22 protein-coding genes are annotated in these 24,104 nt (G+C 71.8%); 8 read left to right on the forward strand and 14 right to left on the reverse strand.

Going from position 1 to position 24,104, the window contains the following annotated elements; all coding sequences use genetic code 11:
* Positions 1–172: 172 nt before the first annotated feature.
* Positions 173–817 (reverse strand): response regulator, encoded by a 645-nt coding sequence (locus tag ACIRF8_RS23780; protein WP_404217448.1) that lies wholly within the window; start codon positions 815–817, stop codon positions 173–175.
* Positions 814–2,010 (reverse strand): sensor histidine kinase, encoded by a 1,197-nt coding sequence (locus ACIRF8_RS23785; protein ID WP_404217449.1) that lies wholly within the window; start codon positions 2,008–2,010, stop codon positions 814–816. The genes ACIRF8_RS23780 and ACIRF8_RS23785 overlap by 4 nt, the downstream gene beginning before the upstream one ends.
* 176 nt (positions 2,011–2,186) lie before the next feature.
* Here ACIRF8_RS23785 and ACIRF8_RS23790 point away from each other — a divergent pair, with 176 nt between their 5' ends.
* On the forward strand, positions 2,187–2,729 hold the full coding sequence (locus ACIRF8_RS23790) for a hypothetical protein (RefSeq protein WP_404217450.1): 543 nt from the start codon (positions 2,187–2,189) through the stop codon (positions 2,727–2,729).
* Here the strand turns inward: ACIRF8_RS23790 and ACIRF8_RS23795 are convergent.
* From ACIRF8_RS23795 to ACIRF8_RS23805, 3 genes are read right to left on the reverse strand one after another with little or no spacing between them, the layout of a single operon-like run.
* The gene (locus ACIRF8_RS23795) at positions 2,726–3,298 is read right to left on the reverse strand and encodes a cob(I)yrinic acid a,c-diamide adenosyltransferase (protein ID WP_404217451.1); all 573 of its coding nucleotides are present in this window, start codon (positions 3,296–3,298) and stop codon (positions 2,726–2,728) included. The genes ACIRF8_RS23790 and ACIRF8_RS23795 overlap by 4 nt on opposite strands.
* Before the next feature lie 13 nt (positions 3,299–3,311).
* Entirely contained in the window at positions 3,312–4,067 is a 756-nt protein-coding gene (locus ACIRF8_RS23800) for an ABC transporter permease (RefSeq protein WP_404217545.1), read from the reverse strand.
* A gap of 5 nt (positions 4,068–4,072) precedes the next feature.
* Positions 4,073–4,855: an ABC transporter ATP-binding protein gene (locus ACIRF8_RS23805; protein ID WP_404217452.1), complete on the reverse strand. Its 783-nt coding sequence runs from the start codon at positions 4,853–4,855 to the stop codon at positions 4,073–4,075.
* A gap of 82 nt (positions 4,856–4,937) precedes the next feature.
* Between ACIRF8_RS23805 and ACIRF8_RS23810 the strand changes: the two genes are divergently transcribed.
* The 4 genes from ACIRF8_RS23810 to ACIRF8_RS23825 all read left to right on the forward strand — a co-directional run bounded on the left by ACIRF8_RS23810 (position 4,938) and on the right by ACIRF8_RS23825 (position 9,950).
* Positions 4,938–5,612: a TetR/AcrR family transcriptional regulator gene (locus ACIRF8_RS23810; protein ID WP_404217453.1), complete on the forward strand. Its 675-nt coding sequence runs from the start codon at positions 4,938–4,940 to the stop codon at positions 5,610–5,612.
* Between the two features lie 167 nt (positions 5,613–5,779).
* The gene (locus tag ACIRF8_RS23815; protein ID WP_404217454.1) at positions 5,780–6,631 is read left to right on the forward strand and encodes a 3-hydroxyacyl-CoA dehydrogenase family protein; all 852 of its coding nucleotides are present in this window, start codon (positions 5,780–5,782) and stop codon (positions 6,629–6,631) included.
* Positions 6,632–6,837: 206 nt separating this feature from the next.
* Positions 6,838–7,161, forward strand: a complete 324-nt coding sequence (locus ACIRF8_RS23820) for an STAS domain-containing protein (RefSeq protein WP_404217455.1) — start codon at positions 6,838–6,840, stop codon at positions 7,159–7,161.
* Positions 7,162–7,382: 221 nt separating this feature from the next.
* On the forward strand, positions 7,383–9,950 hold the full coding sequence (locus ACIRF8_RS23825) for an ATP-binding protein (protein WP_404217456.1): 2,568 nt from the start codon (positions 7,383–7,385) through the stop codon (positions 9,948–9,950).
* 17 nt (positions 9,951–9,967) lie between these two features.
* Here the strand turns inward: ACIRF8_RS23825 and nucS are convergent, their stop codons facing one another.
* Positions 9,968–10,639 (reverse strand): endonuclease NucS, encoded by a 672-nt coding sequence (nucS, locus tag ACIRF8_RS23830; RefSeq protein WP_404217457.1) that lies wholly within the window; start codon positions 10,637–10,639, stop codon positions 9,968–9,970.
* Positions 10,640–10,880: 241 nt separating this feature from the next.
* Between nucS and ACIRF8_RS23835 the strand changes: the two genes are divergently transcribed.
* Positions 10,881–11,273, forward strand: coding sequence for an SCO5389 family protein (locus ACIRF8_RS23835; protein ID WP_404217458.1), 393 nt, complete (start codon positions 10,881–10,883; stop codon positions 11,271–11,273).
* An 86-nt stretch (positions 11,274–11,359) separates the two neighbouring features.
* Here ACIRF8_RS23835 and ACIRF8_RS23840 read toward each other — a convergent pair whose 3' ends face one another.
* A complete protein-coding gene (locus ACIRF8_RS23840) occupies positions 11,360–12,403 on the reverse strand; it encodes an LLM class flavin-dependent oxidoreductase (protein WP_404217460.1) in 1,044 nt (347 codons plus the stop codon).
* Positions 12,404–12,618: 215 nt separating this feature from the next.
* Between ACIRF8_RS23840 and ACIRF8_RS23845 the strand changes: the two genes are divergently transcribed.
* Positions 12,619–12,948: an ATP/GTP-binding protein gene (locus ACIRF8_RS23845; RefSeq protein WP_404217462.1), complete on the forward strand. Its 330-nt coding sequence runs from the start codon at positions 12,619–12,621 to the stop codon at positions 12,946–12,948.
* 27 nt (positions 12,949–12,975) lie between these two features.
* Here the strand turns inward: ACIRF8_RS23845 and ACIRF8_RS23850 are convergent, their stop codons facing one another.
* The 7 genes from ACIRF8_RS23850 to mce form a co-directional block, all read right to left on the reverse strand.
* Complete coding sequence (locus ACIRF8_RS23850) at positions 12,976–13,854, reverse strand: ABC transporter permease (protein ID WP_404217463.1); 879 nt, start codon at positions 13,852–13,854, stop codon at positions 12,976–12,978.
* The gene (locus ACIRF8_RS23855) at positions 13,851–14,984 is read right to left on the reverse strand and encodes an ABC transporter ATP-binding protein (protein ID WP_404217465.1); all 1,134 of its coding nucleotides are present in this window, start codon (positions 14,982–14,984) and stop codon (positions 13,851–13,853) included. The genes ACIRF8_RS23850 and ACIRF8_RS23855 overlap by 4 nt, the downstream gene beginning before the upstream one ends.
* Positions 14,985–15,133: 149 nt before the next feature.
* A complete protein-coding gene (locus ACIRF8_RS23860; RefSeq protein ID WP_404217466.1) occupies positions 15,134–15,904 on the reverse strand; it encodes an ABC transporter permease subunit in 771 nt (256 codons plus the stop codon).
* Position 15,905: 1 nt separating this feature from the next.
* A complete protein-coding gene (locus ACIRF8_RS23865) occupies positions 15,906–16,853 on the reverse strand; it encodes an ABC transporter ATP-binding protein (RefSeq protein WP_404217468.1) in 948 nt (315 codons plus the stop codon).
* 81 nt (positions 16,854–16,934) lie between these two features.
* Complete coding sequence (locus ACIRF8_RS23870; RefSeq protein ID WP_404217469.1) at positions 16,935–17,870, reverse strand: cellulose-binding protein; 936 nt, start codon at positions 17,868–17,870, stop codon at positions 16,935–16,937.
* A 183-nt stretch (positions 17,871–18,053) separates the two neighbouring features.
* On the reverse strand, positions 18,054–22,040 hold the full coding sequence (gene scy / locus ACIRF8_RS23875; protein WP_404217470.1) for a polarized growth protein Scy: 3,987 nt from the start codon (positions 22,038–22,040) through the stop codon (positions 18,054–18,056).
* A gap of 243 nt (positions 22,041–22,283) precedes the next feature.
* On the reverse strand, positions 22,284–22,724 hold the full coding sequence (gene mce / locus ACIRF8_RS23880) for a methylmalonyl-CoA epimerase (RefSeq protein WP_404217471.1): 441 nt from the start codon (positions 22,722–22,724) through the stop codon (positions 22,284–22,286).
* A 138-nt stretch (positions 22,725–22,862) separates the two neighbouring features.
* Between mce and ACIRF8_RS23885 the strand changes: the two genes are divergently transcribed.
* Positions 22,863–24,065: an acetyl-CoA C-acetyltransferase gene (locus ACIRF8_RS23885; RefSeq protein WP_404217472.1), complete on the forward strand. Its 1,203-nt coding sequence runs from the start codon at positions 22,863–22,865 to the stop codon at positions 24,063–24,065.
* Positions 24,066–24,104 lie beyond the last annotated feature (39 nt).

Here is a 24,104-nt window from a genome sequence, read left to right on the forward strand (position 1 = left end):
TCCTCGGTGGTCCTGGGTTCGCTGACGGGGGACGGAACCCTGCGACGCCCGTGAGCACCGGGGTGGGGGGTGTGCTCACCGCAGTGCGGCGAGAATAGAAAGGTCTGGACCATCGGTCAAGGTCTAAACCAATTAACGGTTTCGGCCAACCTTCCCCACGGCACCCCGAGCGCTACAGCCCCAACTCCTGCGCGAGCATCGCCGCTTGCACCCGGCTGCGTAGCTCCAGCTTCCCGAGCAGGCGGCTGACGTGCGTCTTCACCGTGGCCTCGGCCATGTCGAGACGTGCCGCGATCTCCGCGTTGGACAGCCCCTCGCCGAGCCGGCCGAGCACTTCCCGCTCGCGCCGCGTCAGCGTCGCCAACGCCGGGGGAGCGGGCCGCGGTTGCGACCGGTCCGCGCCCGCCGCGAACTCCGCGATCAGCCGGCGTGTCACGGCCGGCGCGATCAGACCCTCGCCCCGCGCGACCGTCCGCACCCCCGCGATGAGGTCCTTCGCGTCGGTGTTCTTCAGGAGGAACCCCGCCGCCCCGGCCCGCAGCGCGCCGAAGACGTACTCGTCGAGATCGAACGTGGTCAGGACGAGGACGTCCGCGAGCCCCTCGCCGACCACCGCCCGGGTGGCCGAGACCCCGTCGAGACGCGGCATCTGCACGTCCATCAGCACCACGTCGGGCCGGAGCGCGCGGGCCCGGTCCACGGCCTGCTCGCCGTCCTCCGCCTCGCCGACGACCTCGATGTCGGGCGCGCTGTTCAGGATGAGGACGAGTCCGGCCCGTACGGCGGACTGGTCCTCGGCGACGAGCACTCGGATCACGCGGGCTCTCCTTCGGGTGAGGGGGTCGGGGTGTCGAGGGGCAGAGTGGCGAGGACCCGCCAGACCTTGGTGCACGGCGAGGCTTCCTCGGGGCCCGCCTCGAACGCGCCGCCGAGCAGCGCCGTACGCTCCCGCATGCCGACGAGCCCGGCGCCGGAACCGGGCGCGCGCGGCCCGTCCCGGTCCCCGTAGGGGCTGAGCACGCGCACCTCGATCCGCTCGCCCGTGCGCTCGACAGCGACCGTGACGCGGCCCGTCGAGGCATGCTTCAGCGCGTTCGTCAGGGACTCCTGGACGATGCGGTAGGCGGCTAGTCCGACGGGTGCGGGCAGGTCGCCGGTGGGCCCGGTCAGGGTCAGGCCGACGTCGAGACCGTTCGTGCGGGCCTGTTCGACCAGCGCGCCGAGGCCGTCGAGGGAGGGGGCGGCGACCGGCTCGGTGTCGCCGCTGGAGTCCCGCAGGATGCCGATGAGGCGGCGCATCTCGGCGAGCCCGTCGACGCTGTTCTCCCGGATCGTCTCCAGGGCGGTGCGTGTCGTGGCCGGCTCGTCGATGGAGAGGGCCGCCGTGGAGTGGATGGCGATGGCCGACAGGTGGTTGGCCACCATGTCGTGCAGCTCGCGGGCCATCCGCGCGCGCTCCGCCGTCACCGCCTGCGCCCGGTCCATCTCGGCGAGCAGCGCGGTCTGTTCGGCCCGCAGCCGCTCCTCGGCGGCCCGGTCGCGGTGGTTGCGGACGAGGGCGCCCGTCGCCGCGGGACCGAACGCGACGAGCCCGGTCATGACGCCCACCAGGACCGCCTCCGGCTGCCGCCACCAGGCGAGGAAGCCGAGCGTGGTGGCGACCGTGATCAGGCCGGTGGAGACCGGCAGCCGTCGGGCCGCGGCCGGTGTCCCGTACAGCGCGGCGGCGTACATCACGTCGGTGAACATCAGCACCGTCGCCAGACTGCCCTGGGTGAGCTGGTCGGCGCCCAGGACGAGCGTGCCCGCCGCCAGCGCGAACCGCGGCCGGGCCCGGCGCAGCAGCTCCAGGGCGGACATGGCGACGAGCGGGACGAGCAGCCACGCGCCGTCCAGCAGCCGCCCGGTGTTCATGCCGAGCCCGATGCCCCACAGCGCGAGGCCGCCCAGCAGCCCCACTGCGGCGATCCGGACGTCGTCGCGGTGCGGGCGGGGCGGCGAAAGGCGCATGGGTCCATCCAACACGGAGCGCGCGGGCCCGGCATGGTGCCGCGGGACGAAGCCGGGCGGGCGCCCGCTACATCGAAGGATGCAGCCGCACGTCGTCACTGGCGACGACGATCACGCGGCGGACGGCGGTGACCCTGGAGGGAGGCGGAAGAGGCCGGAGACGGAAGGGGTCCACCGTGATCGTCACGCTGATCGTGCTCTGCGAGGTCGGCTTCTGGGTGCTGCTGGCGGCCGGTCTCGCCCTGCGGTACTGGGCCAGGATGCCGCGTGCGAGCCTCGCGGTGCTGCTGTGCGAGCCGCTCCTGGAGGTGGTCCTGTTCGTGGCCACGGCCGTCGACCTGAGGAACGGCGCCGCACCCGACTGGAAACACGGCCTGGCCGCCGTCTACATCGGGTACTCCGTCGCGCTCGGCCACTACACCGTCAGGTGGGTGGACGTCCGCGTCGCCCACCGCTTCGCGGGCGGCCCGCCTCCGTCGACGCCCCGGTACGGGATGCCCCGCGCGCTGCACGAGTGGCGGCTCGCCGGGCTGTGGACCCTCGCCTCGCTCATCGCCATCGCCCTGTTGCAGGGCGCCATCTGGTACGTCGACGGGGACGGGGAGACCGGGTCCCTCACCGCGTGGCAGCAGAGGATGCTGTTCGTGATCGCCCTCAACCTGGTCATCGCGCTGAGCTACACGGTCTTCCCGAAGAAGGCGCCGGCGGACGTCTCCTAACGCTCCCCGCCCGGCACCCACAACACGTCCCCGACCTCCTTGTTGGCCGTGCGCGCCAGGATGAACAGGAGGTCGGAGAGGCGGTTGAGGTACGTCGCCGTCAGCGGGTTCATCGTCTCGCCGTGCACGTCGAGCGCCGCCCACGTCGAGCGCTCCGCCCGCCGCACCACCGTGCACGCCTGGTGCAGCAGCGCCGCGCCCGCCGTGCCGCCGGGCAGGATGAACGACCGCAGCTTCTCCAGCTCCGCGTTGAAGCGGTCGCAGTCCGCCTCCAGCTTGTCGACGTAGAACTGCTCCACGCGCAGCGGCGGGTACGCGGGGTTCTCGACCACGGGCGTCGACAGGTCGGCGCCGACGTCGAAGAGGTCGTTCTGGACGCGGGTGAGTACCTTGACGACCTCCTCGTCGAGACCGCCGAGCGCGATGGCGGTGCCGATCACCGCGTTGGCCTCGTTGGCGTCCGCGTACGCCGAGATCCGCAGATCCGTCTTGGCGGTGCGGCTCATGTCCCCGAGGGCCGTGGTGCCCTGGTCCCCGGTACGGGTGTAGATGCGCGTCAGATTGACCATGCGGCCAGCGTAGTTACCCTCCGGCGGCGCGGAAGACACGTGTGCCCACCGTCACGGCGAGCGCGGCGAAGGCGAGCGCGGCCAGGGACCCGTACAGCATGTGCGCCGTCGCGTACCGGCCGACGTACGCGTCCCGCATCGCGTCCACCAGATAGCGGACCGGCATCACGTGCGAGAGCGCGTCGAGCCAGCCGGGGGCGAGCGCCATCGGCAGCACCAGCCCGGACAGCAGCATCGACGGCACGGTGACTGCGTTGACGACCGGCCCGAACTCCTGCGGGGTGTGGACCTTGAGGGCGAGCGCGTACGACAGCGACGCGAGCGAGACCGTCAGCAGCGCCACGAAACCGAAGCCGATCAGCACCCCGGCGAGCGGCGCCCGCAACCCCATCACCAGCGCGGCCAGCACCAGCAGGACCGCCTGGAAGAGGAAGAGGGCGGTGTCCCGCAAGGCCCGGCCGAGCAGCAGCGCGAGCCGGCTGACGGGGGTGACGCGCATCCGCTCCACGACGCCGAGGTTCTTCTCCAGGATGATCCCGAAGCCGCTGAACGAGGCGCCGAACAGGCCGAGTTGGAGCAGCAGGCCCGGGACCAGGACCTGCCAGGAGCTGCCCGTCGCGCTCAGCGGCAGATCGGTCAGGAGCGGTCCGAAGAACAGCAGGTACAGCAGCGGCGTCAGGATGCCGAAGAGCATCTGGAACCGGGAGGAGAGCGTCTGCCGGGCGTAGCGCCCGAAGATCAGGCGGGTGTCGGAGAGAAGGTCCTTCATCGTGCTCACACCGCCACCGGGGCCGGGTCCACGGGCGCGGGGCCGCGTCCGGTGATCGCCAGGAAGGTGTCCTGGAGCGTCGCGTCGATCGAGCCGCCGTACGCGAGCTTGAGCGCGCTCGGCGTGCCCTCGGCCGCCACGACCCCCTTGTCCACGACGACGATCCGGTCCGCGAGCGCGTCGGCCTCGTCGAGATAGTGCGTGGTGAGGAAGACGGTCGTGCCGTGCGCGGCGCGCAGCCCGCGCACCAGCTCCCACAGGTCGGCACGGCTGCCGGGGTCGAGCCCGGTCGTCGGCTCGTCGAGGAAGAGCACCTGCGGGCGGTGTGTGGGCCCGAGGGCGATGTCGAGGCGGCGCCGCTGGCCGCCGGAGAGCGCGGCGGTCCTGCGGTCCAGCAGGCCGGTGAGGCCGAGGTCGGCCGCCAGTTCCTCGGCGCGGTCGCGCGCCCGCGCCTTCGTCAGGCGGTAGAGGCGGCCCTGGGTGAGCAGTTCCTCGCGGACGGAGACGGACGGGTCGACGCCGCCGGACTGGGCCACGTAACCGACGGAGCGCCGGACCCCGGCCGGGTCGCTCACCAGATCGTGGCCCGCGACGGTCGCCGCGCCCCCGGTCGGCGGCAGCAGGGTCGTGAGCATCCGCAGGGTCGTGGTCTTGCCCGCGCCGTTCGGGCCGAGGAAGCCGAGGATCTCGCCGGGCTCGACGCGCAGGTCGATGCCGCGGACGGCGTCCACCGGGCCCTGCTTCGTGGGGAAGGTCCGGGCGAGGCCGGACGCGCTGATGACTGCCATGCCCGCCAGAAAAACAGAGTCACTGAAATTTTGCAACGTCACCAAAATTTCAGAAGGGCCACCGAATGGCTAGGATCGGCCCATGGCACAGGGACAGGCGAAGGAGTCGGCGGAAGGGCCGGCCGAAGGGCTCAGAGAGCGCAAGAAGCGCCGGACCAGGCAGTACATCTCGGATGTGGCGACCGGACTCTTCCTGGAGCGCGGCTTCGACGCGGTGACCGTCGCGGAGGTCGCGCACGCCGCGGACGTCTCCGTGAACACCGTCTACAACTACTTCCCGGCCAAGGAGGACCTGTTCCTCGACCGCTCCAAGGGCGTCGTCGACCGCATGTCCCGCTGGGTGCGGGGCCGCGGCCCGGGCGAGTCGGCCGCCGCCGCCGTCCTGCGGGAGCTGCGCGAGGAGATCGAGGCCGTCTCGCCGCGCGTCGGCCTGATGGACGGCTACAGCGACTTCATGCGCGTCGTCCACGGCGCCCCGGCGCTCCGCTCCCGCCTGTGGGCCATCCAGCAGGAGGTCCACGACAACCTCACCGACACACTGCGCCAGGAGACCGGCGCCGACGCCGACGACCCGCTGCCCGACCTGATCGCCGGTCAGATCGGCTGGGTCCACCAGACCGTGATGGCGACCATCGGCCGCCGCATGCTCGCGGGCGGCACACCGGCCGAGGTCTCCCGGCAGATGCTCGGCGTCCTCGACGACATCGAGGAACTGCTGAGCGAGAAGGTGCTCAACTACGCCGTACGCGACGCCTGATGACGCCTTACGGGCCCGCACCGGTGTGATGTCCGTCATTCGAGACGTGACGCGCATCTCTTAGCGGTCACACCGCCCCTCACGGACGCTAGGGTCCGCAAAAGAGCAATGTGAACAGCGGTCGCGCCGTACGTGGGTACGCGGTAAGCGGTAAGAGGGAGTCGCACGTGGCAGGGAAGCTCGCCGTCATCGGAGCCGGTCTCATGGGGTCCGGCATCGCCCAGGTCTCCGCCCAGGCGGGCTGGGACGTCGTCCTGCGCGACGTCACCGACGAAGCCCTCACCCGTGGCACCGACGGCATAAAGGCGTCGTACGACAAGTTCGTGGGCAAGGGCAGGCTGACGGCCGAGGACGCCGAGGCCGCGCTCGCCCGCATCACCACGACCACCGATCTCGACGCGGTCGCCGACGCCGACATCGTCGTCGAGGCCGTCTTCGAGAAGCTGGAGGTCAAGCACGAGATCTTCCGCGCGCTCGACAAGATCGTGCGCGCCGACGCCGTGCTCGCCTCCAACACCTCCGCCATCCCGATCACCAAGATCGCGGCGGTCACCGAGCACCCCGAGCGCGTCGTCGGGGCGCACTTCTTCTCGCCGGTCCCGATGATGCAGCTCTGCGAACTCGTGCGCGGCTACAAGACGAGCGACGAAACCCTCGCCACCACGCGGGAGTTCGCCGAGTCCGTCGGCAAGACCTGCATCGTCGTCAACCGCGACGTGGCCGGTTTCGTGACCACCCGGCTCATCTCCGCCCTCGTCGTCGAGGCCGCGAAGCTGTACGAGTCGGGCGTCGCCACCGCCGAGGACATCGACACCGCCTGCAAGCTCGGCTTCGGCCACGCCATGGGACCGCTGGCCACCGCCGACCTCACGGGCGTCGACATCCTGCTGCACGCGACCGGCAACATCTACACCGAGTCCCAGGACGAGAAGTTCGCCCCTCCGGAGCTGATGCGCCGGATGGTTGACGCTGGTGACATCGGGCGCAAGAGCGGGCAGGGCTTCTACAAGCACGCCTGAGGCGCGCTCTGACGCCATGTCACCCGTCAGGGTGAATTGGGTATCGGTTCGCTTACAGACGGCAACTTCTGGCCCTCCGGTCCAGTCAGTTCCAGTGAGTCAGTCTCAGTGAGTCGGTACCAGTGAGTCAGTTCCAGTGACATACCCAGATCACCTGAGCGATGACCTGAGTACCCGAACCCTTCTGCCTTTCACGGGGAGCGCATATGCACATCAGGGGCGACCACGCCGAGCTGGTCGTCGGGGGCCGCCTCGACGTCCGCAGCGCGGCGGACGCCCGTACGGTCCTGCACACCGCCGTCGACACCGGCCTCGGCGACCTCGTGCTCGACCTGTCCGAACTCGATTCGTGGGACGCGACCGGTCTCGGCGTCATCATGGGCGCCCACCGGCGCGCCGGCCGCTGCGGGCGCCGGCTCGTGCTGCGCGGGGTGCCGCCCCAGATGCAGCGCCTGCTGGTCGCCACCCGGCTGCACCGCATCCTGGCCATCGAGGGCGGCATCGGCGTCGAGTCGCTGCCCCGGGTATGAACCATTCATTCCTGTGGGAAGTGCCCACAATCCTCACGAGACTGTGACGTCTCGGACGGCGCGGGACCCCGACTGTTCATAGATACTGTGCCAAGGTCTAGGGTTCGGTCGCCCGCGATAATGACGAACCCGCCACGCGGGCACCGGACCAGAAGCGACAGCGCAGTGTGCACAGGCCGGGAGGGGCAAGCGGCGCACCACGCTTTTGGGGGGCTTTGACCATGGACCCGAACAACCGGGGACCGGAAGATTTCAGCCAGGACCGGCGCGAGGACATGTCCGCCGGCAGTGGCCGCCAGCGACCGCCGCGCGATCCGCTCACACCCGACTTCGGCCAGCCGTCGCCCGCGCTCGCCCGCACCGTGCAGCTCGTCTCCGGCGACTACCTGCTCACCGTCAACCCGGTCGACGGCAGCGAGATCGAACCCTGCCCGCCCGGAGAGCGCCCCGGCAGGCCCGTCAAGTACGACGCCACGGAGCGCGCCGAGCTCGCGCGCGCGGCCCAGCCGCCGCTGCCGCCGGGGCCCACGCTGCCCCGGCTGCCGCTCCTGGAGCGCCAGGAGGAGCGCGAGCGCCTCGTCCGCCTCCTCGCGCGCGGCCGTTCCGTCCGCCTCACCGGGCCGTCCGGCGCCGGACGCACCGTGCTCCTCGACCGGATCGCCGAGGACTGCGCCGAGATCGCGCCCGACGGCGTCGTCCGCCTGTCCGGCCACCGGCGCACGGCCGACGACCTCCTGTACGAGCTGTTCGGCGCCGTGTACGACGCGCCGCTGTACCGCCCCGACCGCGCCCTGCTGCTCGAACTCGTCCACGAGATCGGCGCCGTCGTCGTCCTCGACGACCTGGAGTTCGGCGGCGCCGCACTCGAAGAACTCCTCGACGCGACACCCGAGTGCGCCTTCCTGCTGGCGGCGACGCCCGAGGTCGCCGCGCCGTCCGCCGACTCCCAGGTGGAGGAGGTCTTCCTCGGCGGGCTCGGCCGCGGCAGCAGCCTGGAACTCCTGGAGCGCGCCGTCGGCCGCGTCCTCACCGACGAGGAGGCGCAGTGGGCCGGTGACCTCTGGTTCGAGTCCGAGGGGCTGCCGCTGCGGTTCGCGCAGGCCGGAGCCCTGCTGCGGCAGCGCGACGTGCTCCGCGCCGACCAGGGCGCCTTCGACGCCTTCGGCACCCACGAAGGGGCGGAGGCCGATCCGGTCGACGCGGCCCTCGACGCCGAGGACGCCCCCGACATACCGCTGCCCTCGCTCGCCGACGCCGCCGCGCCCGCCGCGCTGCTCGCGTCCCGGCTGAGCGAATCGGCCCGCGCCACCCTGCGGTTCGCCGTCGCGCTCGGCGGTGAACTCCCGCACCAGGCGCACCTGCCCGCGCTCGTCGGGGACACGCACGCCGACGCGGCCCTCGCCGAACTCGTCTCCTGCGCCCTCGTCACCCCGGTCGGCAGCCACTACCGCCTCGCGTCCGGCGTACAGGTGCAGTTGGAGGCCGCTGGATACGGCGACGACACCGTCGAGTACGCCCACACCGCCGCCCGGCACTACGCCTGGTGGGCCGGGCACCCCTCCGTCGGGCCCGAGCGGGTCGCCGCCGAGGCCGACGCCGTGCTCGCCGCGCTCTCCGTCCTCGTCCCGGTGACGACGCCGCCCGCCGAGGAGGAGACCAGCGCCTCCGTGGAGTTGGCCCGCGCGGCCGCGCCCGCCTTCGCCGCCGGGCTGGTTCGCGGCGCCTGGGAGCGCGCCCTGCGCTCGGGCCAGGAAGCGGCCCGGCTCGCCGGTGACGTATCCGAAGAGGCCTACTTCCACCACGAGTTGGGCATCCTCGCGCTGCTCGGCGGGCACCTCGACCGGGCCCGCGCCGAGCTGGAGGCCTCCATCGGCCTGCGCGGCGCCCTCGCCGACAAGCGGGGCACGATCGCCGGACGCCGGGCCCTCGCGCTCGTCGCTGACCGCTCGGGCGGCGCCCTGCCCGGCGGGCGCACACCGGCCGGTGAGGAAGTCCCGGACGCGATGTACGAGGAGTCGGCGTCGCCGCCCGGAGGCGTCCCGGCCGCGTTCGCCCTGCCCGAGCCGCCGCGCGAGCCGGACACGGTGGTGACCCGGCAGGGTTCGCCCGTGCCCGCCCCGACGGTGCTCGGCGGCAAGGCGCCCACCCGGAGGTCGATCGTCAGCGGCACCCGGCGCAACCTGGTCGCGGCCGGTGCCGGTGCGCTGCTCGTGGCGGTGCTCGGCACGGTCGTGACGCTCGGCGCCATGTCCGGCAACGATGACCCGTCCTCCGACAAGGTGGGCACGAACCCGTCGGCGACGGCGGGGGAGAACAGCGGGGGCCTCGGCGCCGAGGAGGCCGAGCAGGGTGACGCGGGCGGCGGTGGCGGTGGCGCGCTGCCCGGGCCGACCGATCCCGGCGTGGACGGCATCCCGGGCACCTCGGACGATCCGGCACCGTCGGCCAGTGGCAGCGGCAGCGGCGGGCCTTCGGACTCCCCGAGCGGTTCCGGGACGCCGGACGACCCGACGAAGTCGCCCGGCAAGCCGACGACGTCCAAGCCCCCGACCAGCAGGCCCCCGACGTCGCCGAAGCCGCCCACCAGCAAGCCGTCGACGTCCCCCAAGCCGCCGGAGAGCCCCGACCCGCCGGTCTCGTCCCCGCCGCCGGCGTCTCCGCCGGCGACCTCACCGGGCACGTCCACCTCGGCCGGCAGCCCTGTCAGCGGCGCGCCGGTGAGTAGCGGTGCGGCGAACTCCCCGAGCGTGAGCGCGAGCGGGACCGGGGGCGGCGGCGCCGTGATGTAGGGGAGCGCCGGGACGGGTCAGAACAGGCGGAGCTTGTCGTCCTCGATGCCGCGCAGGGCGTTGTAGTCGAGGACGGCGCAGCCGATGCCGCGGTCCGTCGCCAGCACCCGCGCCTGCGGCTTGATCTCCTGGGCGGCGAAGATGCCGCGGACCGGCGCGAGGTGCGGGTCGCGGTTCAACAGCTCCAGATAGCGCGTGAGTTGCTCGACGCCGTCGATCTCACCGCGGCGCTTGATCTCGACGGCGACGGTCTGCCCGTCGGCGTCACGGCACAGGATGTCGACCGGGCCGATCGCCGTCATGTACTCGCGGCGGATCAGCGTGTAGCCCTCGCCGAGCGTGTCGATACGGTCGGCGAGCAGCTCCTGAAGGTGTGCTTCCACGCCGTCCTTGATGAGGCCCGGATCGACGCCCAGCTCGTGCGAGGAGTCGTGCAGGATCTCCTCCATCGTGATGATCAGTTTCTCGCCCGCTTTGTTGATGACGGTCCAGGTGCCGGCCTCGTCCCCGGTCCCCTCCTTGAGGGTGCACGGGGGCGACATCCAGTTGAGGGGCTTGTAGGCCCGGTCGTCCGCATGGATGGAGACGCTGCCGTCCGCCTTCACGAGGATCAGGCGGGGGGCGAGAGGGAGATGGGCGGTGAGCCTGCCCGCGTAATCCACGGAGCAGCGGGCGATGACAAGACGCATGGTCGGCAACGCTACTCGACGCCCACGGGTGCACGCGATTCGCCCCAGAACTCCCCCGTTCGTTATTGGCCGGTTGTGTGCGAACCGTGCGCTCCACGCCCTGTTGCCGCCCGGATGCGTTGCTTACCGTAGAAGCAGGAGGTCGCGGCGCGTGCACGCTGCGTGTTCAATGGCCGTACGTCCGTGGGCTCCTGGTCTGTCCGTCAACCCCCGCTCCCTTGGGGGTGCGAGAGGAGAACCCATGTCGCTCGACGTCTCACCGGCACTGTTGGCACAGGCCGAGCGAGGCGAGGTCGACGAAGCGGAATTCGTCGACTGCGTCCGGACCTCCCTGCCTTACGCATGGGAGATGGTCAGCTCCCTGGTGGCCCAGTTGAAGGTTGACGGCGGCGAGTTCGCCGACAACCAGACGCCGCCGCCGGACGAGCAGGCGCGTGGACAGCTACTGCGTGCGCTCGCGAGTGACGCGATACGTGGTGCGCTCCAGCGGCACTTCGGTGTACGGCTGGCGTTCCAGAACTGCCACCGGGTCGCGGTGTTCCCGCAGGACCCGTCGGTGGACGAGACGCTGGCCCGCTTCACCTCGGCCCGCAATCAGTTGCTCAACCAGTCACCCGAACTCCGTGACTGCTGACGGCTGAACCGGAATGCCTGTCGTCCCGTACGCGGGAGGTGCATCAGTACGGGCCGACAGGCACGGTGGGGCGGGATCCGTCGGCCTCAGCCGAGCCGGGGGAGTGCCGGGAGCACCTCCGCGCCGAGCCGCCGCACGTTCTCCTCGGTCGTCGCGAGGTCGCCGGAGCCTTCGACGAGGAGCGCGAAGCGGGTGATGCCGGTCCGCTCGGCCGTGGCCGCGAGCCGGTCCGCGCACATCCGAGGCGTACCGACCGGATGCAGGTCGCACAGCAGCTCCGTGTAGGCGAGAGGGTCCCGCATGGCCCGCGCGCGCCCGTCCACCGTCACATGCGCGTCCAGGCCCTGCTTCAACCAGCCCGGCATCGCCTTCAGGAGCGCCTCCCTGGCCTCCGCGGGGCGGTCGCCGATCTGGGCGACACCGGCGGAGACATGGGCCGTCGAGGCCGCCTCGGCGCCGGGGTGCCCGGCCTCTCGCGCGGAGCGCCGCCAGAGGTCGACCATGCCCGCCTTCTCCTCGTCGCCGATGTGCATGCCGAGGAGCATCGGCAGGCCCCGCTCGGCGGCGAGCCGCACGCTCCCCGGCGACGTACAGGCCACGACGACCTCGGGGCCCGCCGGATCCGCCTCGCCGATCGCCTCGGCGGGGCGCGGCACGACCGGCACCTCGCGGAAGGCGAACCGCCCGCCGTCGCCCGCCACCCGGGGCTCGCGCAGCCAGCGCAGCAGCAGGTCGAGGGAGCCGGGGAAGCCCTGCTCGTACGCTTCGAGGCCCGCGCCGAAGACCTCCAGGTCGACCCAGGGCCCGCCGCGTCCCACGCCGAGCGAGAACCGCCCGCCCGAGGTGAGGTGCAGCAGGGCGGCCTGCTCGCCCAGGGCCACCGGATGCGCCGTCGGCAGCACGCTCACCGCCGTGCCGACCCGCAGGGTGCGGGTGCGGCCGAGCAGCAGCGCGGCCAGCGTGATCGCCGACGGGCACGTCCCGTACGGCACGAAGTGATGTTCGGCGAGCCATGCCGAGTCCAGGCCCGCCTCCTCGGCGACCTCGGCCGACCGCACCGCCCGGTGCAGCGCCTCCCCCTGCCCCTGGCCCGGGAACTGAGCGGCCAGTACAAACGTTCCTACACGCATCGCACTCCTGCCTTTCTTGGCGCCGACGCGGGTACTCCCCCTGAGGGCATTAACGGGTGACAAGTGCCAAAGGCACGGCTGAGCGTGCAGATTGGCAGATTTTCCGGAGAACCTTGACAAAGCGCATGGAGGCGGTGACGGGCGTGTACCCCGGTCCCTTCGGCGTACGCTGGACGGGAACCCCCTCCCCGTACACAGTCCTCGTGAGGTGAGCCGTGTCCCCGCGTCGCAACCGCCCCAAGGCCGGCGGATGGTCCGCAGGCAGCACCGAGGACGAGGGGCGGCGCTACGGCGGATTCCAGTCCACCGAGAGCTGGCAGGGCGAGGAGTGGAGCGTACGGAACGTGGCGGGCGCGAGCGCGGCCGGCAAGACGTACCGCTGCCCGGGCTGCGACCAGGGGATCCCGTCCGGTGTCGCGCACGTCGTGGCGTGGCCGGAGTACGGCGGCGTGGACGACCGGCGGCACTGGCACAAGGCGTGCTGGAACGCGAAGGACCGCCGCACCACGAGGGTGCAGCGGTCCCGGAGCGCGCCGCGGTACTGAGCGGGCCCGCTCTGTGCGCCCGTACGTCTACACGTCGCGGTTGTTGAGCGTGAGGAAGGCGCCGCCGAGCGCCACCGCCGCGATCAGGCCCATGATCCACAGCGGGTCCCAGCCGGACGGGCCCGACCCGCCGGCCACCGAGGTGTCGTAGAGCACGGCGAGCTGGCTGGGGATGGAGTACTCGAAGAGGGCCTGCTGAACGTCCTTGAGCGAGTCCGAGAACATGAACATCGCGAGGACGAGCGGCAGCAGCACGATGCCGATCATGATGGTGATGGCGCCCGCCGAGTGCCGTACGAGCGTGCCGACGGCGAGCCCGACCAGGCCGAGCAGGGCGACGAACAGACCGACGCCGACGGTCGCCTTGAACCACTGCGAACCACGGGGCGAGTCGATGCCCAGGATGCCGAGCTGGAGCGCGCCCACCAGCGCCGCGAGCACGGTGGTCAGCACGAGGACCAGCGCGAAGAAGACGATGGCCTTGGCGGCGAGCACCCGGTTGCGGCTGGAGCAGGCCGTCATCGTCGTGCGGATCATGCCGGTGCCGTACTCCGACGCGATGGTCAGGACGCCGAGCGTGATCACGCAGATCGTCGAGAGGAGCACGCCGAAGAAACCGAAGCTCAGCGCCTCCTCGGGACGGGGCTGCTCGGTGTCGGACGAGGCGATGATCGCCGCCGAGGCCAGACCGATGCCCGCCATCAGCAGGACCATCACGCCGAGCGTCCACATCGTCGAGCGCACGGAGCGGATCTTCGTCCACTCCGAGGCCAGCGCGTCACCGAGGTGGGCCCGGCGCACGGGGATCGGCGAGGTGTACGCGCCGGGGCCCGCCGGGCGGTCGTGCGCCGCCGGGGGCTGCTGCGGAGCGGCGTAGGGTGTGCTCGGCGTGGTCGGCGTACTCATCGGGCGTCCTTGTCCATCGTCGGGGCGGCGGCGGTGGGCGGCTGCTGCGGGGGCGCTGCCGCGTACGGGTTGTGCACCGGCGGCGCCTGCGGGGGCTGCGCGTGGGGCGGCGGCGGGGCGTACCAGCCCGGCTGGCCCTGTCCGGCCACCGGCAGCGGCTGCGGCGGCAGCACGCCGGGCGGCAGGGGCTGCTGGAAGCCCGCGAGCTGGTCGGTGGTCGAGCGGTAGTCGACGGCGCCCTGCGTCATCCGCATGTACGCCTCCTCCAGCGAGGCCTGGTGCGGCGACAGCTCCCACAGCCGGACGTCCGCCTCGTGCGCCAGGTCGCTGATGCGCGGCAGCGGCAGACCGGTGACGCGCAGCCCGCCGTCCTGCTCGGGCAGCACCTGGCCGCCGGCCTCGGTCAGCGCGGCCGTCAGCTTCTCGCGCTGCTGCGGCTCGGAGTCGGGGGTGCGGACCCGGGCGAAGTCGGCCGAGTTGTGCGAGATGAAGTCCTTGACGCTCATGTCGGCGAGCAGTTGCCCGCGCCCGATGACGATGAGGTGCTCCGCGGTCAGCGCCATCTCGCTCATCAGGTGCGAGGAGACGAAGACGGTGCGGCCCTCGGCGGCGAGCGATCGCATCAGGTTCCTGACCCAGAGGATGCCCTCGGGGTCCAGTCCGTTGACCGGCTCGTCGAAGAGCAGGACCTGCGGGTCGCCGAGGAGCGCCGCCGCGATGCCGAGCCGCTGCCCCATACCGAGCGAGAAGCCCTTGGAGCGCCGCTTCGCGACGTCCTGGAGGCCCACGACGCCGAGCACCTCGTCGACGCGGCGGGCCGGGATGCCGGCGAGCTGCGCCAGGCACAGCAGATGGCTGCGGGCGGCCCGGCCGCCGTGCATCGCCTTCGCGTCGAGCAGGGCGCCGACCTGGCGCGGGGCGTTGGGCAGCTTGTTGTACGGGTAGCCGCCGATGGTCACATGTCCGGTGGTCGGCCGGTCGAGGCCGAGGATCATGCGCATCGTCGTCGACTTGCCCGAACCGTTGGGTCCGAGGAAGCCGGTGACGGTCCCCGGCCGCACCTGGAAGGAAAGGTTGTACACGGCTGTCTTGGCGCCGTAGCGCTTCGTCAGGCCGACTGCCTCGATCATTCTCCGCACCCATCGGAAGTTTCTGAAAGGTTCAGGACGTCGTGGCGCACGCCCCCGTAAGGGTTAGGAGGATATCCGGAGGCTGACGGTTCCGGCCAAGAGTGGGTAAAGGGATCGGCGGGGCCCGAGGGCCCCGCGCCGGCCCGGTCTCAGGCGTCGCGCTTCCTCAGCAGCGCGTAGCCGACGAGCAGCGCCGCCACCACCCACACCACCAGGATCACGAGGCCGCCCCAGGGCCCGTACGGGGCGTCGTCGCCCGGCGGGGGCACGACCTGCATGATCTTCGAGCCCGCCTGGTCGGGGAAGTACTGGGCCACCTTCTTCGTCGCCGAGACGTTGCCGAGGATGGGGGAGACCAGGAAGAGGAACGGCATGAGGATGCCGAGGGAGAGCATGGGGGAGCGCAGGATCGCCGCGACACCCATGGCGAACATCGCCATCAGGGTCATGTAGAGGGCGGCGCCGATGACCGCGCGCAGCACGTTGGGGGCGCCCAGGTCGGTGTGGTGGGTGCCGAGCATCCACTGGCCGAGGAAGAACGCGGCGAAGCTGGTGACGAGGGCGGTGGCGAGGGCGAGCAGCGCGGCGACCGCGACCTTGGAGAAGAGGAACGTGGCGCGCTGCGGGACCGCGGCCAGCGAGGTGCGGATCATGCCCGTGCTGTACTCGCTCGCCACCACCAGGACCCCGAAGACCACGAGGGCGAGCTGCCCGAGGGTGAGACCGGCGAACGAGGTGAAGGTCGCGTCGAAGGTCAGCTTGTCCTCGGCGGAGAGGTTCTTGAACTCGTTCTTCGACAGGGCGCTGATCAGCATGCCGAGACCGACGGAGACGACGACGGCGAGGCTGAGGGTCAGGGCCGTGGAGTTGACCGATCTGATCTTGGTCCACTCCGACCGGAGGACCTGGGCCACGGCCATCTCAGGCCCCCTTCCCGGTGGTGCCCCACTGGGGGCCTGAGGTCTCGGAATGCGCGTGGTACTCGACCGACTCCGCCGTCAGTTGCATGAACGCCTCCTCCAGCGAGGCCTGCTGCGGGCTGAGTTCGTGCAGGACGATGTGGTGCTCCGCGGCCAGCTCGCCCACCTCCTCGGCGGAGTGCCCGTCGACCTCCAGCGTGCCGTTGCCCGCCTCGACGACCGTGATCCTCGCCTCGTGGAGCACGTCCAGGAGGCGTTCGCGCTGGGGTGAGCGCAGCCGGACGTACGCGCGTGAGTTCTGCCGGATGAAGTCCGCCATGGACGTGTCGGCGAGGAGGCGGCCCTGGCCGATGACCACCAGATGGTCGGCGGTGAGCGCCATCTCGCTCATCAGGTGCGAGGAGACGAAGACCGTACGTCCGGCCGACGCGAGGGACTTCATGAGGTTGCGGATCCAGTGGATGCCCTCGGGGTCGAGCCCGTTGACCGGCTCGTCGAACATCAGGATCCGGGGGTCGCCGAGGAGCGCGCCCGCGATGCCGAGCCGCTGGCCCATGCCGAGCGAGAAGCCCTTGGCCTTCTTCTTCGCCACGCTCGTCAGACCGACCGTGTCCAGGACCTCGTGCACCCGGCTCCGGGGGATCCCGTTCGACTGCGCCAGACAGAGGAGATGGTTGTAGGCGCTGCGACCACCGTGCATCGCCTTCGCGTCCAGGAGCGCACCGATGTGTTTGAGGGGGTTCCTGAGCTGGGCGTAGTGCTTGCCGTCGATACGGACCGTGCCGGCGGACGGGTTGTCGAGACCGAGCATCATGCGCATGGTGGTCGACTTGCCCGCGCCGTTCGGCCCGAGGAAGCCCGTCACGATGCCCGGGCGCACGGAGAAGGTCAGGTCGTCGACGGCCGTCTTCTCGCCGTACCGCTTGGTCAGCCCCTCAAGCTCGATCATGCGGTCACGGTAGGGCGCGCGAAAGCCCCCTGCCACTCGGACACGGCAGGGGGCTTCGTCGTCCTGAGGAGACGGTTCGCCTCAGCGGGACTGCTGCGCGGGCACGCCCCGGGAGATCGGCTCGTCCTCGGCCGGCGTACCGGCGGCGGCGACCGCGGCACCGGTGAGCGTCGCCAGCATCTCGCGCACGTTCGTGAGCTGAGCGTTGATCGAGTCGCGACGGTTCGTCAGCGCCGCGAGCTCGCGCTCCGATTCGCTGCGGATACGGTCCGCCTTCGCGTTGGCGTCCGCCACGATGTCCTCGGCCTGACGCTGGGCCGTCTCCACCGTCTGGCGGGCCCGGCGCTCGGCGTCGGTACGCAGCTTCTCGGCCTCCAGGCGCAACTGCTCGGCCCGGTGCTCGATCTCCGCGAGACGCTTCTCGGCCTTGGCCTGACGGGACGCCAGGTCGCGCTCGGACTGCTCCCGGCGCTTGGCCAGGTTCGTCTCGAAGTCGGCGGCGGCCTGGGCGGCCTTGGCGCGGGTCTCCTCGAAGAGGGCGTCCGCCTCCTCACGCTTCTGCTGCGCGTCCTTCTGGGCCTCGGAGCGCAGCGTGGTCGCCTCGCCCTTGGCCTTCTCGACGATCCGGACGCCCTCGTCCTCGGCCTTGGCCTTGCGCTCGGCGGCGAACGACTCCGCGTCGTTGCGCACCTGCTGGGCCGCGGACTCGGCCAGCTCACGGTGCTGCTCGGCGGCCCGGCGGGCCTCCTCGCGCAGGTCCTTCGCCTCCTCCTCGGCGAGGCGGAGGATCTTCTCGACGCGCGCGCCGAGGCCGGCGTACGACGGCTCCGCGTCGTTCACCTGCGCCTGGGCGTTCTGCGTCTCGAGGTGGAGTTCCTCGATGCGCTTTTCCAGAGCAGTGATACGGGCCAGAGCGCTGTCACGGTCGGAGACGAGCTTCGAGATGCGTTCGTCCACCTGAGCGCGGTCGTACCCACGCCGCACAAGCTCGAAGCCGTAGGGGGAAGTGTCGCTCATGGGGTTCCTGTCGAATGAGACCGGTGAGGTGATAGAGGGAATCCTAGGGGTCCGGGCGGCGTGTCATCGAGCAGATGCCTGTTTGATCTGGAGAATGACACTCCTTTTGAGTGGCGTAACGGCGGAGTGCTTGCCAGATACCGACTCGAAGGTCCGTGCGAAGCACAACGATCGTCTTCCTGGCTAGCCTTCCGCCCCCTTGCCACCCGAACGTGTGGCCCCCGCTGTGGCGCCCGCCTTGACGCCACCGTCCTTGCCCCCGTTGCCGGACGGCGTCTCAAAGCTTTCCAACGCCTCCAGCACGTCCTGGACACGCGAAATCTCGGCATTGATGTCCTCGCGGCGCCGGACCAGGACGTCGAGCTCCCGCCGGCCCTTTTCGATCATGGCCGTGGACTCCGCCACCGCGTCGGCCTTGATCTTTTCCGCCTCGCGCGTGAGCTCGGCCTTTTTCTGCTCGGCCTCCTTGAGTAGACCCTCGGCCTTTTTCACCGCGGCGATACGCACCTTGCTGGCCTCGGAATTGGCGTCGTTCAGCAGCTCCTTCGCCTTGGCCTGCGCCTCCGCGAGCTGCTCCTCCGCCGCCTTGACCAGGGCGTCGCACCGCTCGCCCGCGTTCTTCATGGCCTCCGCCGACTCGCGCCTGGCGTGCTCGTGCAACTCCTCGATCTCGGTCGTGATGCGGTCGCGCAGCTCCTCGGCGCGCTGCCGGATCTGCGTCGCGTCCCGGCGGGCACCGACCAGCAACTCGTCCGCGTCCGTACGCGCCTTCTCCACGCGCGCGTTGCCCTCGATCGTGCCCTCGGAGACGAGCCGCTCGGCCTCCTGGCGGGCCGCGCCGACCATCGTGTCGGCCTGCGCCTCGGCGTCGGCGGTCGTCTTCTGCGCCGCCTCCTGCGCCTCGCGCGTCAGCTTCTCCGCCTCCATGGCGGACTCCGTGATGAGCTTGTCGACCTGCTCCGCGGCCTCCGTACGCCGCTTGTTGGCGTCCTTGCGGGCCTCGTCCAGGGTGCGCTCGGACTCCTCCCGCGCGGCGGCCGTCACCCGCTCGGCCTCCGCCGCCGCCTCCGCCTTGACCCGCTCGGCCTCGACGCGGATCCGCTCGGCGTGCTGCTGCGCGGAGCCGACCGTCTCGGCCGCCTCGGCGCGCAGCCGCTCCGCGTCGCCGGTCGCGTCCGAGATCAGCTTCTCGGCCTGCGCGACGGACTCGGCCCGCAACCGCTCGGCCTCGGCCCGCGTGTCGTCGGCCAACCGCTCGGCGGCGGCGGTCGACTCGGCGTGCAGCCGCTCGGCCTCCGCGGTCGCCGCGGCGACCAGCTCCTCGGCCTTCGCCGTGGACTCGGCGCGGACGCGCTCCGCCTCCGCGTTCGTCTCCGTCGTCAGGCGCTCGGCCTCGGCGGTGGCCTCGGTGATCAGCGTGTCGGCCTGCGCCGCCGCGTCCGACCGGATCCGGTTCGCGTCCTCGCGCGCCTCCGCACGCGTACGGGACGCGTCCTGATCGGCGGCCGTCCGTAGATCCGAGACCTCCGTACGCACCCGCTGGGCGTGCTCGGACGCCTCCGTGCGCAGCCGCTCCGACTCGGCGATGGCCTCCGCGACCGTGCGCTCCGCGAGGGACTTGGCGGCCTCCGCCTCGGCGCTCGCCTCACCACGCACGCGATGGGCGTCCTCGGTGGCGCGCTCGCGCTCGGCGTGGGCGTCGGAGCGGACCCGGTCGGCCTCCTCCTGCGCCTCCTGCTTCGTGCGCTCCGCCGCGTGCTCGGCGGCGCTGCGCAGCCCCGCGATCTCCTCCTGCGCCTGCTCCTGGAGCCCGGCCACGGAGTCGCGCACCTGCTGCGCGGTCTGCTCGGCGGCCGACACCATCTCGGTCGCCCGGCGGTCCGCCTCCTCGACGAGCCGGTTCGCCTCGGCCTGCGCCTCGTCGACCCGGGCCCGCGCCACCGCGAGCAGCTCCTCGCTCTGCTCGCGGGCCCGCTCGCGCTCCTGGTCGGCCTCCTGGCGCGCGCTCCCGAGCGTCTCCTCGGCCTCGCGGCGGCGCCGAGCGGCCTCCTCCTGCGCGGCGGCCAGCGTCTCGGCGGCCTCCGTGGCGATGCGCTCCGCCGCGTTCTGCGCCTCGGAACGGATGCGGTCGGCGGACTCCTGCGCCTCCGTCTTGAGGCGCTCGGCCTCGGCGGCGGCGTCGGAGCGCAGCCGCACCGCGATGTTCTCCGCCTCGGAACGCGTCGTCGAGGCGTCCGCCGCGGCCTCCGTGCGCAGCCGCTCGGCCTCCGTCTCGGCCTGCGCCCGCAGCGTGCGTACGCGCTCGGCCGCCTCGGACCTGAGGCGCTCGCTCTCGTCGGCGGCCTCCTTGCGCAGCCGGTCGGCCTCGGCGCGCGCGTCGTCCAGCGCCGTCTCGGCCGCGGTCAGACGCTCCTCGGCCTCGGTGTGCAGCCGGGTCAGCTCGCGGGCCGCCTCGTCCTGCCGGGCGCTCAGGGCGCGCTCGGTCTCGTCCTTCAGGGCCTGCGCGGCACGCTCCGCCTCGGTCCGGACGCTCTCCGCCTGCTCCTCGGCCTCGGCGCGGTACCGCTCGGCCTCCTCGCGCGTGCGCTCCAGCGTCTCCTCGGCCTGCTTGCGCAGCGCCGTGGCCCGCTCGATGGCCTCGGTGCGCACCCGCTCGCTCTCGGCGGTCGCCGCGGTCCGCAGCTCGTCCCCGTCCGCGCGCGCCTTGGACAGCACCTCCTCGGCGGTCTTCGCCGCCTCCTCGATCTGCTGGACGGCCTCACGCCGGGCCTCGGCCCGGATCCGGTCACCCTCCTCGACGGCCTCGGCACGCAACTGCTCGGCCTCGCCGCGCAGCCGCCGCGCCTCCTCCTGGAGCTCGACCGTCTTGGCGCGGTACTCCTTGGTGTCGTCCTTCGCCGTGCCCTTGAGCTGCTCGGCGATGTCGTGCGCCTCGGCCCGCAGCCGGTCCGCCTCCGCCTCGGCCTCGGCGCGGATGCGCTCGGCCTCCTCGGTGGCGGCCTTCGTCGTCGACTTCGCTTCCTCGGACGCCTTGTTGAGCACGTCCTCGGCGGTCCTGGCGGCCTTCGCGAGCTGGCCCGCCGTCTCCTCCGCCGTGACCGTGCGGGCCTTCTCCTTGGCCTCCGCGATCAACTGCTCGGCCTCGGCGCGTGCGGTGGAGACGAGCTGCTCGGCCTCCGACTTGGTGGCCTCGGCCTCCTTGGTGGCCTCCGCGACGAGGCGGGCCACCTGCTCCTTGGCCGTACGCGTGCGCTGCTCGTTGGCCGATTCGGCGTTCGCGAGCTGCTTGGCCGCGGCCTCCTTGGCCTCGCTCAGCACCTTCTCGGCCTCGGCGCGGGCCTCGCGCAGCGCGGTGTCGGCCTCGCTGATGCGCTGCTCGGCGGCGCGGCTCAGCTCGGTGGCCTGGCGGCGGGCGGCGTCCGACTCGGCGGTCGTCGTCGAGCGCAGCCGCTCGGCGTGGTCGGTGGCCTCCTGCGCCTGCGTGGAGGCCGCGTTCAGCAGCCGCTCGGCGTCCTGGCGGGCGCGGGCCAGGATCGCCTGCGCCTGGGCGCTCGCGTTCTCCGCCTCGTCGGCCAGCCGCCTGCGCGCCTCCGCGGCGACCCGCTCGGCCTCGGCGCGGGCGGCGGCCAGCGTCTGGTCCGCCTCACCGCGCGACTCGTCGAGGAGGCGGCGGGCCTGCTGCTCGGTGCGGGCGCGCAACTGCTCGGCCCACTGCACGTTCTCGTTGACGTGGTTCTCGACCGTGCGGCGGCGCTCGGCCAGCTCCTGGTCGAGCTGCTGGCGCCGGCTGACCGCCTCCGCGTGCAGCTCGGCCTGGAGCCGGGACTGCTGCTCCGCGTGCTCCTGGAGGATGCGCTGCGTCTGCGCGCGGGCCTCCCGCAGCTCGCGCTCGGCGTCGGCGCGCAACTGCTCGGCCTGGATCTGGGCATTGCGGAGCAACTGCTCGGCCTGGTAGCCGATGTCCGCCCCGTCATAGGCAGGCCGGGTCGCGAGGCTGCGCCGCGCCTCGTGCAGCTTGGCGCGCAACACCTCCACCTGGTAGCCCAGGTCCTCGGCGTGCTGGACGGCCTTCTCCCGCTCGGTCTTCAGCCGGTCCATCTCGGCTTCGAACCGCGAGAGATGGTCGGTCTCAGCCGGCTTGTGGCCGTCCTGGCTCTCGTAGCCCCGCACTGCGCGGTCCCATCCGTCCCCTGGTCGCAAGTACTTCCTTACGAGCCCCGTCCGTCCGCCGAACGGGGGCTCCCGGGGAATGGTGTCAGATCGAGAACGGCGGCGCCCCGGGCTTGCCCACGGCCAGCCCGACTGCCCCGACCCTTGTCCCCCGATACCCGGACCCCGGCCCGCGGCTGCCCCGTCGTCCCGTGTGCACGCGACAGCCACCCCCCAACCCTACCGGCCCCAAGTATGTGAAGGTCAGTGCTCCGCCGTCTCCCCGGTGGCCGCGGTGACGAGTTCGGTCAGCACACCGTGGCAGTCCTTGGGATGCAGGAACGTGATGCGCGACCCCATCGAGCCCCGTCGCGGCTCGTCGTACAGGACGCGTACGCCCTTGCCCCTGATGTCCGCGGCGTCCGCGTCGACGTCGGCGGTCCCGAAGGCGATGTGATGCACCCCCTCACCGTTCTTGGCCAGCCACTTGCCCACCGCGGAGTCCTCGCGGGTGGGTTCGAGGAGCTGGAGGTAGGAGGCGCCCCCGTCACTCGTTCCGTTGATCTTGAGCATGGCCTCGCGCACGCCCTGCTCCTCGTTGACCTCGGTGTGGAACACCTCGAAGCCGTACGTGGCCCGGTAGAACTCGACGGTCGTGTCGAGGTCGTGGCAGGCGATCCCGATGTGGTCGATTCGCGTCAGCATGCTGTAAGTGCAGCGCGGTCCACGGTGGTTACGCAACGTGCGCGCGATCACACTCGCCGGGCGATGACGTGCGGCTTACCGCTCAGTACATTCGGGTAAACCCTCGTTCACTCCCTATCCCTCAAGGGGCCGTGCCTCATGTCTGGAACGACCGGTACCACCTCAGTGATCGTCGCGGGCGCGCGAACGCCCATGGGCCGGCTCCTCGGCTCGCTGAAGTCCTTCTCCGGCGCGGATCTCGGCGGATTCGCGATCAAGGCCGCCCTCGACCGTGCGGGTATCGGTGGCGACCAGGTGCAGTACGTGATCATGGGGCAGGTGCTCCAGGCCGGGGCAGGGCAGATCCCGGCACGCCAGGCCGCCGTCAAGGCGGGCATCCCGATGAACGTGCCGGCGCTCACGATCAACAAGGTCTGTCTCTCGGGCCTCGACGCGATCGCCCTCGCCGACCAGCTCATCCGCGCCGGCGAGTTCGACATCGTCGTCGCCGGCGGCCAGGAGTCCATGACCAACGCCCCGCACCTGCTGCCCAAGTCGCGCGAGGGCTACAAGTACGGCGCCGTCGAGATGCTCGACGCGATGGCGTACGACGGCCTGACCGACTCCTTCGAGAACATCCCCATGGGCGCCTCGACGGAGAAGCACAACACCCGCCTCGGCATCGCCCGCCCCGAGCAGGACGAGATCGCCGCCCTCTCCCACCAGCGGGCCGCCGCCGCGCAGAAGAACGGCCTGTACGAGGCCGAGATCACGCCCGTCGAGATCCCGCAGCGCAAGGGCGACCCGGTCCTGTTCAGCAAGGACGAGGGCATCCGCCCCGAGACCACGGCCGAGTCGCTGGCCAAGCTGCGCCCCGCGTTCGACAAGAACGGCACGATCACCGCCGGCACCTCGTCGCAGATCTCGGACGGCGCCGCCGCCGTGGTCGTGATGAGCAAGACCAAGGCGCAGGAGCTCGGCCTGGAGTGGATCGCCGAGATCGGCGCGCACGGCAATGTGGCGGGCCCGGACAACTCGCTCCAGTCGCAGCCCTCGAACGCGATCCGGCACGCCCTGAAGAAGGAGGGCCTGGACGTCGCCGACCTCGACCTCATCGAGATCAACGAGGCGTTCGCGGCCGTCGCCGTGCAGTCGATGAAGGACCTCGGCGTCTCCGCCGACAAGGTGAACGTCAACGGCGGCGCGATCGCCCTCGGCCACCCCATCGGCATGTCCGGCGCCCGTATCGTGCTGCACCTCGCCCTGGAGCTGAAGCGGCGCGGCGGCGGGGTCGGCGCGGCGGCGCTGTGCGGCGGCGGCGGCCAGGGCGACGCGCTGGTCGTCCGGGTCCCCAAGGCGTAACCCACGTCGGTCCGTACGAGTCCTACGAGCCTGAGTGAA

This window comes from Streptomyces sp. NPDC102406 (assembly GCF_044765725.1).
In the GTDB taxonomy this organism is placed as follows: Bacteria; Actinomycetota; Actinomycetes; order Streptomycetales; family Streptomycetaceae; genus Streptomyces.